Annotated in this window: 9 protein-coding genes; 5 read left to right on the top strand and 4 right to left on the bottom strand. The window is 61.9% G+C overall.

What is annotated here, in order from left to right; translation table 11 throughout:
- Window positions 1–16: 16 nt before the first annotated feature.
- From AC0C6X_RS27825 to AC0C6X_RS27840, 4 genes are all read right to left on the bottom strand, one after another.
- On the bottom strand, window positions 17–1,069 hold the full coding sequence (locus tag AC0C6X_RS27825; protein ID WP_472956280.1) for a sugar phosphate isomerase/epimerase family protein: 1,053 nt from the start codon (window positions 1,067–1,069) through the stop codon (window positions 17–19).
- Between the two features lie 208 nt (window positions 1,070–1,277).
- Entirely contained in the window at window positions 1,278–2,231 is a 954-nt protein-coding gene (locus AC0C6X_RS27830) for a substrate-binding domain-containing protein (protein WP_173518343.1), read from the bottom strand.
- Window positions 2,232–2,294: 63 nt separating this feature from the next.
- On the bottom strand, window positions 2,295–3,305 hold the full coding sequence (locus AC0C6X_RS27835) for an ABC transporter permease (protein ID WP_173518342.1): 1,011 nt from the start codon (window positions 3,303–3,305) through the stop codon (window positions 2,295–2,297).
- A gap of 75 nt (window positions 3,306–3,380) precedes the next feature.
- A complete protein-coding gene (locus AC0C6X_RS27840; protein ID WP_472956283.1) occupies window positions 3,381–4,907 on the bottom strand; it encodes a sugar ABC transporter ATP-binding protein in 1,527 nt (508 codons plus the stop codon).
- Between the two features lie 165 nt (window positions 4,908–5,072).
- On the opposite strand from AC0C6X_RS27840, the gene AC0C6X_RS27845 reads away from it, so the two are divergent.
- From AC0C6X_RS27845 to AC0C6X_RS27865, 5 genes are all read left to right on the top strand, one after another.
- The gene (locus tag AC0C6X_RS27845) at window positions 5,073–6,095 is read left to right on the top strand and encodes a LacI family DNA-binding transcriptional regulator (protein WP_472956284.1); all 1,023 of its coding nucleotides are present in this window, start codon (window positions 5,073–5,075) and stop codon (window positions 6,093–6,095) included.
- A 564-nt stretch (window positions 6,096–6,659) separates the two neighbouring features.
- The gene (locus tag AC0C6X_RS27850; protein WP_472956286.1) at window positions 6,660–6,794 is read left to right on the top strand and encodes a hypothetical protein; all 135 of its coding nucleotides are present in this window, start codon (window positions 6,660–6,662) and stop codon (window positions 6,792–6,794) included.
- A gap of 258 nt (window positions 6,795–7,052) precedes the next feature.
- Window positions 7,053–7,583 carry a sigma-70 family RNA polymerase sigma factor gene (locus AC0C6X_RS27855; protein ID WP_472956288.1) on the top strand — a complete coding sequence of 177 codons (531 nt, stop codon included), beginning with the start codon at window positions 7,053–7,055 and terminating at the stop codon, window positions 7,581–7,583.
- Window positions 7,576–8,337 (top strand): anti-sigma factor family protein, encoded by a 762-nt coding sequence (locus tag AC0C6X_RS27860; RefSeq protein WP_472956290.1) that lies wholly within the window; start codon window positions 7,576–7,578, stop codon window positions 8,335–8,337. Before AC0C6X_RS27855 ends, AC0C6X_RS27860 begins: the two co-directional genes overlap by 8 nt.
- A gap of 15 nt (window positions 8,338–8,352) precedes the next feature.
- A complete protein-coding gene (locus tag AC0C6X_RS27865; protein ID WP_472956292.1) occupies window positions 8,353–9,069 on the top strand; it encodes a Bax inhibitor-1/YccA family protein in 717 nt (238 codons plus the stop codon).
- Window positions 9,070–9,465 lie beyond the last annotated feature (396 nt).

Genomic DNA, 9,465 nt, shown 5'->3' on the forward strand with positions numbered 1-9,465 from the left:
GGCGCGAGGAAAAGCCTCAGATCCCGAGCATGCGCCGGTTGGCCGCCTCGTCGCTGCCGGCGCCGGCGAAATCGTCGAAGGCCTTCTCGGTGACGCTGATGATGTGGTGCTTGACGAAGTCGGCCCCCTCGCGCGCGCCGTCCTCCGGGTGCTTCAGCGCGCATTCCCATTCGACCACCGCCCAGCCGGCAAAATCGTTGGCCGCCATCTTCGAGAACACCGCGCCGAAATCCACCTGGCCGTCGCCGGGCGAGCGGAAGCGGCCGGCGCGGTTGACCCAGCCCTGATAGCCGCCATAGACGCCCTGCCGTCCGCTCGGGTTGAACTCCGCATCCTTGACGTGGAACATGCGGATGCGGTCCTTGTAGATGTCGATGTTGTCGAGATAATCGAGGCACTGCAGCACGTAGTGCGACGGGTCGTAGAGCATGCAGGCGCGGGCATGGTTGCCGGTGCGCTCGAGGAACATCTCGTAGGTGATGCCGTCGTGCAGGTCCTCGCCCGGATGGATCTCGTAGCAGATGTCGACGCCGCAGTCCTCGGCGTGATCGAGGATCGGCCTCCAGCGCTTCGCCAGTTCGTCGAAGGCGGTCTCGACGAGGCCGGCCGGCCGCTGCGGCCAGGGATAGACGAATGGCCAGGCGAGCGCGCCGGAGAAGCTTGCCATCGCCTTCAAGCCCAGATGCTGCGAGGCCGTCAGCGCCAGCTTCACCTGCTCGACCGCCCATTGCTGCCGTGCCTTGGGATTGCCGCGCACCTCCGCTGCAGCAAAGCCGTCGAAGGCCTCGTCATAGGCCGGGTGCACGGCCACGAGCTGGCCCTGCAGATGGGTCGACAGCTCCGTCACCTCGACGCCGTTTTCGCGCGCCGTGCCGGCGAACTCGTCGCAATAGGTCTTCGAGCTTGCCGCCCTCTTCAGGTCGATCAGCCGCCCATCCCAGCTCGGCACCTGTACGCCCTTGTAGCCGCAATCCGCTGCCCATTTGGTGATCGCGTCCCAGGAATTGAACGGCGCCGCATCGCCGGCAAACTGCGCAAGAAAGAGCCCTGGCCCCTTGATGGTCTTCATGTCTCGTCTCCTCCGTTGGAAGTTTCGCCGGACGATTGGAAGGCGTCTCCCGAGCCCCCCGGGCCCAAGACGACCGTATTTTTCGGTTTTCCAGACGAGCCGGCCCAGGTAGCGCACGCGGCCCGTAGCGCTCATGCGCAGATGGATGTCGATGCATATTGGTGGCAGCCCGCGCCAATTGCGGGCCGCCCATTGCTTCGGCTCCGGATCAGAATGGCGAATCCGGGAAGTAGAAGTCCTTCGCATTGTCCTTGGTCACCAGCGTCGCGTCGATCGTGTAGACGCCACGCACCGGCACCTGGCCGTAGAAGTTGGCAACGGTCATCTCGAGCGCCGTACCGACCATCGCCGGCGGATAGAGCACGTCGACCGGGATCATCTTGTCGCCGTCCATGACCTTCTTGATCATCTCCTTCGAGCCGGCGCCGGCGACGACATACTGGATGTCGGTGCGCTTTGCCTGTTCGATGGCCTGCAGCACGCCGACGGCCATGTCGTCGTCCTGGCACCAGACGACGTCGATCTTCGGGTACTTGGTCAGATAGTCCTGCATGACCTTGAAGGCATCGTCGCGGTTCCAGTTGCCGTACTGTCGGTCGAGAACCTTGACGTCCGACCCGTCGATGCCCTTGTCGAAGCCATCCTGGCGCTGCTGGTCGATCGGGATCGGCAGGCCGCGAATGACGACGACTTCAGCATCCGGTGTCGTTGCCTTGATGTATTCGCCAGCGACCTGGCCAAGTGCCGGGTTGTTGCCCGCGACATAGAGATCGCGCACGGAGTTGTCGTTGACACTCGGCGCACGGTCGACGAGCGCGACGAAGGTCCCCTTGCCCTTCACTTCCTTGATGGCATTGACGAGCGGATCCGGATCGGTCGGCAGGATCACAAGAGCGTCGATGCCCTGTGTCTCGAGGTCCTGCACGGCGTTGGCCTGGCTTGCCGGATCGGGCGAGGTCTTCACGATGACGTTGAGTCCCGGATTGCGCTCCATCAGGATCTTGGCGACCCGCTCGGCATGGAAGACCACGCCGGCCGTCCAGCCATGATCGGCTGCCGGGATCGAGACACCGATCGTGACCTTCTTTTCCTCCTGCGCGTGCGACACGCCAGCAAGTGCTGTCATAGCCGCGAGGGTCAGGCCGAATAGCTTATTACGCATTAAGTTCCTCCCAAATGTCAGGTCAGCCTGTTCTAGGCCGGGAGACCTGGGGACCCGGCCGTCTCACGATTTCCGCACCAGCGAGCGCTGGACGAGCATCGCAATGATGATGATCGCGCCCTGGATGGCGCCGATCAGGTATTCGCTGATGAAGTTGGAAAGCAGCATGATGTTGCCGACCAGCTCGAGAATGAACGCGCCACAGATCGTGCCCCAGACGCGACCGGCGCCGCCTTTGAGCGCCGTGCCGCCGACCACGACGGCGGTGATCGCCTGCAACTCCCAAAGAATACCGGTCGTCGCCGACGTCGAGCCGAGACGCGGCACATAGAGGAGGACGGCGGCCGCCACGCACAGGCCCTGGATCACGAAGGCGACGGTGCGGACGCGGTTGACGGAAATGCCTGAGTAGCGCGCAACGTCACGATTGGAACCGACGGCGACGACGTGCCGGCCATAGCGCGTGCGGTAAAGGATGAAGGCCGCTACGGCAGTCACCGCGAGGATGACGACGATGGGAACGGGAACGCCGAAAATGGTGCCGAAATAGGCGGGACGATATATCTCCTGAAGTTCCGGTTCCTTGAGGGTGATCGCGCCGCCTTGCGACAGCCAGGTCGTCAGTCCCCGATAGATGCCCATGGTGCCGAGCGTCGCGATGAAGGGCTCGATCTTGCCGACTGTGGTGATCAGACCGTTGGTGAGGCCACAGAGCGCGCCGGAGACGATGGTGAACAGGACCGCGGCGAGAAGCATGAGCGCCGGATCGGCAATCACGCCGGAGTTCATGAAGAGGATCATCAGGCTGGCGATGAAGGCGACCATCGCCCCGACCGACAGGTCGAGATCGCCCGACGAAATCACGAAGGTGGCGCCGACCGCGATGATGGCGATGAAGGCGCTACGGGTGGCGACGTTGGCGAGGTTGTTGATGCTGATGAAATTGGGATTGACCAGCGCCCCCACCAACAGGAGCAGCGCCAGCGCGACGAACGGCGCCACAGCCCTGAGATCGATGTCACGCCAGCTGCGGCGGCGAATTACGCCCTGACTGCCTTCCTCGTTTACGCTCATATCCAATTGAACCTCCGTCCCATCTTCGGGAATCTTATTGTTCTCAGCATCTGCGTAGCATGCGCCGCCGCGGCGTCAGGCCGCCGTTTTCTTCTTCAAGCCTGCGGCGTAGCGCATGATCTCCTGCTCGGAGATCTCGTCGCCCTCGAGGATGCCGGCGATGTGGCCCTCGCGCATGACGACCACGCGACTGCAGAGGCCGATGACCTCGGGCATCTCCGACGAAACGACGATGATCGAGCGACCGTCGCGGGCGAGCGCCGAGATGAAGTGATAGATCTGCTGCTTGGTGCCGACGTCGATGCCGCGTGTCGGCTCGTCGATTATGATGATGTCAGGATCGGTCTCCATGACCTTGGCAAGCAGCAGCTTCTGCTGATTGCCGCCCGACATGCGCCCGGCAACGACGCTGTCATCCCGGACGCGGATGTCGAAACGGCGGCGCGCCTTGACGAGCGCCGCTTCTTCGCTTCCGGGATCGAGATAGCCGAGCCGGGTGTGCCGGGCGAGCGATTGCAGCGTCAGGTTCGCCATCATGCCGGCATCGAGCAACAGGCCTTTCGCCTTCCGGTCCTTGGTCATGTAGGCGAGACCGGCATTGTTGACCGCATGCACGTCGCCGGATGAAACTGGCTGGCCACGAACGAATACCTCGCCGGCTAGGCGGGGACGCAATCCGACGATCGCCTCCATCAATTCCGTCCGCCCCGAGCCGATCATGCCGGAAAAGCCGAGGATTTCGCCGCGGCGGACCTCGAAGCTCGCGTCGCGGACATATCCGGTCGAAAGCCCGTTGACCCGCAGCACGACCTCCTCGTCGATGTCCGGTTCGGTTTTGGCGGGATAGAGGCTCGACAGTTCCCGGCCGACCATCAACTGCGCGATCGCCTCGCCATCGAGGATGGAGGTCGGCGACGTCTTGATCCATTGGCCATCGCGCAGCACTGTCACCCGATCGGTGAGTTCCATGACCTCGTCGAGCTTGTGCGACACGAAGACGAAGCTCGTTCCCTTGTCGCGCAGCTTGCGCACCAGCCGGAACAGGAAGTTCGTCTCCTCGCGAGAAAGCACGGCGGTCGGCTCGTCCATGAAGACGACACGCGCGTCACGGCTGATGGCCTTGGCAATCTCCACCATCTGTTTTTCGGCGATCGACAGCGACCCGACCATCGCATTCTCGTCGACATGAGAACCGAGGAGATCGAGAACGCGGCGTGTTTCCGCGCGCATGAACTTGCGGTCGAGCACGCCGAACCTTGCCACCTCGCGGCCGAGAAACAGGCTCTCGGTGACGGTCAGATGTTCGGCAAGATTGAATTCCTGATGGATGATGACGATGCCGAGTGCTTCGGCCGCGCCGTTTGCCGGAAGTTTCACTGACTTGCCGTCGAGCAGGATCTCACCCGAAGTCGGCTGCTCGAAGCCGGACAATATCTTGACGAGTGTGGATTTGCCGGCGCCGTTCTCGCCCATCAGCGCGTGGATTTCGCCCTGGCGTAGCTCGAAATCGACGCTGAAAAGCACCTGCACGCCGCTGAAGGATTTGCTGATGCGGCGCGCAGACAGCACGACGGGCGCCCCGTCGACAACCTCCGTGGTCATATTCCCCTCCCCTGCGGCCTCCACCGCCATTTGCTATGATGTAAACCTTTACATCGGCTAGTGTAAAGGTTTACATCATGCTTGTTCGACAATTTTTTCGGCTTGCGCGTTTGACCGCCAGGCAAGTCTGTGTAGTGTCTCGCAACAAAGCCCGAGGCCAGCCGAGTGTCCGATTCCACCCCCGCAACCATCGAAGACGTCGCACGGATCGCCGAAGTGTCGATCGCGACGGTATCGCGGGCCATTCACATGCCGGAGAAGGTTGCCAAGTCCACGCGGCTGAAGGTCAATCAGGCCATCGCTCTGACGGGCTACACCACCAACGCGATGGCGCGCAGCCTGAGGCTCGGCCGGTCGAACATGATATTGGTGGTGGCGCCCGATATCGGCGACCCGAATTTCTCCAGCATTCTCGTTGGCCTCGAAAACGAGGCACGCGCCCATGGCTACGGCGTGCTGATCGGGCATACCCAGAATGATGCCCAACGTGGATTGGAATATCTGAAGTTCTTCAATTCGAACCAGGCGGCCGGACTGATCCTGTTTACCGGCATTCTTCCTTTCGGCCACCAGGAGGTGACGCCGCGCCTGCCGCCGACCGTCGGCGTTTTTGAGCCCGTCTTTAACGGCGGCATTCCCTATGTCGGAGTCGACGACATCGAAGGCGCGCGCAAGGCCGTTGACCTTCTCATTTCCGAAGGGCATCGACGGATCGCATTCATCGGAGACTCCCACACACGCCTGGCCTATAGCCGTCGTCGGTCAGGGTACGAGGCCGGGCTTGTTGCGGCCGGCATCCCCCCGAACCGCCGCCTTATCCTCGAAGGCGACGGAACCGTGGAAAGCGGCAGGCTGGCGCTGGAACGGCTCTTCATGCGCGACGACCTCCCGACCGCCTTCATGTGCGTCAACGATCAGACTGCCCTTGGTGTCGCTCTCGGCCTCAAGGCGCGCGGCTACGACATCCCGGATCACTTTTCGGTCACCGGCTTCGATGACGTCCCGCAAGCGAGTTTCATGACCCCTTCCCTGACCACGATCCGCCAGCCACGCACCGCCATCGGCAAGCACGCGATGGCACTGCTTCTCGAAATGCTGTCGGACCGTACCCCCTCCCAAACGGAGATCCTGCTGAGGCCCGACCTGGTGGTCCGCAACTCTGTTGGGCCACCGCCGACACGGCGATGAAGGAATTGGGGGCGAGTGCCAGGCTAATCGGCGAGCGGCCACCTCGTCCGGAAATCTAGGTCGCGATCCTGTTGCGCGCCTGCATAATGATTTCACGCAGCCACCGATGCATCGGCGAATGATGCGAGCGGTCGTGCCATAGCATGTGGAAGACCATCTGCGGGAACTCGATCGGCGGCTGGCGGACGACGAGCGGCAGTAAACCCGCAAAGTAGCTGGCGAAATGACGGCTGGTCGAGAAGATCAGGTCCGACTGCAGGGTACGGTGCGGTCGTGAAATAGGAGCATCTATCTCGGCGGTGCTGCTGGCATGATCTGAGGTGCGCTACCACTGCGCCTTTGCGGCACTTGCAGGTGCCACCGGCCTCATGGTCCTGGGCTTCGCCCTTCCGGTTAGCCCTGCCCTGTCGCTCGCTGCTCTGGGGCTGGCGATCGTCGGCACCATGTCCGCAATCCCGGCTTCTAGCAGATGCCGAACGATTGCCTGGCGGCCTCGGCTGCAGCGGTCGGCATCGCGCTGATCAACTCTGTCGCGAACCTCGCCGGCTTTGGCGCCCCTATCTCATGGGCTACCTGAAGGACAAGACAGGCGTCATGACCGACGGTCCGTGGCTGGTCACCGTCGTCGAGGCCCTGACCATCGTGCTGATCGCCGATTTCGTCAGCAAAGTAAGCCGGCAGACGCAACAGCCTGCATAGATGAGGCCCGGCAATAGCCCGACCGGGCTCCGACAGGACGAGAATAGTATCGGATCATCGCGCCTCTGCACGATGATCCGATACTGCATGCGGGACACGTGGGCACGAAAAAGCCCGACGCGGCCACGGCGTGTGGGCAGGCCCAACCCGTTAGCTGCCAGCGTGCGCGGAGCCAAGTCCTGAAGGCGCCGCTCAGATTTTTTCAGATTTTTTTGAACGCAATGGATGAGAAGACGCCGTCGCTCCGTATATGCGGGTATGGATTCGAAAAAGGGCGCCTTTGACGTTATTGGCCAGTTGGCTGCGCTGAGGCGCTATGCGCGCTCGCTTGCGCGAAATTCGCCGGACGCGGAGGATCTCGTTCACGATGCGCTGGTGAGAGCCTATGAGCGACGCTCGACGTTCCGCTCTGGGGCGAGCCTTAGAAACTGGCTTTTCGCCATCGTTCGCAACACGCATATCGACCGCGTGCGATCCGCGATCTCTCGCGGCCAGCGTGACGACCAGACGGCGCAGGAAGCGGCATTATCCTACCCGGCCCACCAGGAACACAGCGTACGGCTGGCTCAGGTCCGCGAAGCGTTCATGATGCTTCCCGAAGAGCAGCGCGAAGCGCTGCATCTCGTTGCTGTCGAGGACCTCTCCTATCAAGAGGCGGCCGACATACTCGCCATTCCCGTCGGAACTCTGATGTCGCGCGTCTCGCGCGCAAGAGCGAGTCTGAGAGATTTCGAGAGTGGAACGAAAAGGCCCAACCACCTGAGGCTTGTCGGAGGCGATCATGACTGACGTCGACATGATTATCGATACCGATCTCGATGCCTATGTGGACAACCAGCTCGATGCGGCGGGGCGGCTGCGGGTTGAGACCTGGCTTGAGAAGAATCCTGATGCGGCGGCGCGTGTTATGGCCGACCTCGGCATGCGAACCACGCTCAAGTTGGCGATGACGTCGGATGTCGTTACCCCACGTCCCGAGACGCGCGAGGCCGCCCGCCGCCTTTCGTCGGGACTGACGAATGCGCGCGTGTGGAACGCCATGCAAAAGGTCGCCGCAGCCGGCTTCATGGTTTCGGTGGGGTGGATTGCCCATTCGTCCGTCGGCCCGAGCGAAGTCAATGCCTCGGCCCATCCGCCTGCTTTCGTGGAGCATGCGATCCGCGCCCATCAGACTTCGCTCGTCAGAGCGGGAATGCCGTCACAGCCGGAAGCGCAGACCTACGACCCGGACGACATTCGTGCGGCGACCGCCATCGTCATGCCGGAGCTTCCGAAGGATTGGAACGTCATCGATGTGCAGGTCTTCCCCTCGGATTTCGGGCCTAGTGTCGAGACGAGCGTCAAGACCGATGCTGGCGCAGTCATATCACTCTTTGCCGGCAGGCCGGGGCACTTCGCGGTCGAGCCTGTGAAGGACCTCAATCTCTCCAATGCCGAGGCTGCGTGGTGGCAGGTCGGCGAGGTCGCCTATGCCGTCGTCTCAAGTGCGCCAGGAATCGGCCTCAGCGATGAGGCCGAGCTACTCAAAAACTCACTTTACTGAACTGAGGAAACCTAGATGTATTCGAACCAGAACCGCTTCGGCGGCATGAGCCAGGCTTCTGCCGCTGCCCTCGACGAGGGCCTTCGCCAGCATATGCTGCGCGTCTACAACTATATGGGGCTCGGCCTCGTCGTAACGGGCCTTGTGGCCTTCATCGTCGGGACCACGCCCGCGCTCTTTATGCCGATCTTCTCGACCCCGCTGAAGTGGGTGGTGATGCTGGCTCCGCTGGCCTTCGTCTTCTTCTTTTCCTTCAAGATGCATTCGATGTCGGCGTCGTCAGCGCAGATGATCTTCTGGGCTTTCTGCGCCGTCATGGGCCTGTCGCTCGCCTCTGTTTTCCTCGTCTTCACCGGAGCCAGCATCGCCCGCACGTTCTTCATCGCCGCCACCATGTTCGGTGCGACGAGCCTCTACGGCTATGTGACGAAACGTGACCTGGCGAAGTTCGGTTCGTTCCTGATCATGGGCCTGATTGGCGTGATTATCGCCTCGATCGTCAACATCTTCCTCGGCTCGAGCGCTCTTCAGTTTGCCGTTTCGGTGATCGGTATCGTCGTCTTCGTCGGCCTGACCGCCTGGGATACGCAGAACATCAAGGAACAGTATGCCGACAATTTCGACCAGGAATCGCAGCAGAAGCTCGCGGTTTTCGGTGCCCTGTCGCTCTATCTGAACTTCGTCAACATCTTCCAACTACTGCTGAATTTTACCGGCGAACGCGAAGGGTGATTGTCTTCGATATGGGGCCGATCGTTGCTCCACGTCGGCGAGCCCTATTCCTTGCCGACACGGACATCCGCCGAACCAGCGCGAGCTTCGGCGGATGTCCCATGGGGTCGTCCGCTGGACGGCAGCAACACCGGTAAGGATCAGGGCGCTGCAAAGCAGGCCAACGCTACGGCATCGGCAACGATCAATACTCATCGCAGTCCGGGATGACCGTGGAGCGACTAAGGGTTGTCCCGGGTTGCCCGCAACCGTCGCACCGCCCTCAGCTCAGCTAGGCTCAGGACCCATTAATTGGTTGAATTGACGACTGGGTGGTGATTCAAGGTGGCAGGAGGATGCCACCTTGACTGATTTGCTGATGTTGACCCCGGAGCAGATGCGCCGGATTGAGCCCTA

The sequence above is a fragment of the Ensifer sp. VA4 genome (assembly GCF_055710065.1).

Bases quoted from the DNA above. Each gene is read 5' to 3' on its own strand.
- AC0C6X_RS27825 (WP_472956280.1), bottom strand. From the start codon at position 1,069: ATGAAGACCATCAAGGGGCCAGGGCTCTTTCTTGCGCAGTTTGCCGGC.
- AC0C6X_RS27830 (WP_173518343.1), bottom strand. From the start codon at position 2,231: ATGCGTAATAAGCTATTCGGCCTGACCCTCGCGGCTATGACAGCACTT.
- AC0C6X_RS27835 (WP_173518342.1), bottom strand. From the start codon at position 3,305: ATGAGCGTAAACGAGGAAGGCAGTCAGGGCGTAATTCGCCGCCGCAGC.
- AC0C6X_RS27840 (WP_472956283.1), bottom strand. From the start codon at position 4,907: ATGACCACGGAGGTTGTCGACGGGGCGCCCGTCGTGCTGTCTGCGCGC.
- AC0C6X_RS27850 (WP_472956286.1), top strand. From the start codon at position 6,660: ATGGGCTACCTGAAGGACAAGACAGGCGTCATGACCGACGGTCCGTGG.
- AC0C6X_RS27855 (WP_472956288.1), top strand. From the start codon at position 7,053: ATGGATTCGAAAAAGGGCGCCTTTGACGTTATTGGCCAGTTGGCTGCG.
- AC0C6X_RS27860 (WP_472956290.1), top strand. From the start codon at position 7,576: ATGACTGACGTCGACATGATTATCGATACCGATCTCGATGCCTATGTG.
- AC0C6X_RS27865 (WP_472956292.1), top strand. From the start codon at position 8,353: ATGTATTCGAACCAGAACCGCTTCGGCGGCATGAGCCAGGCTTCTGCC.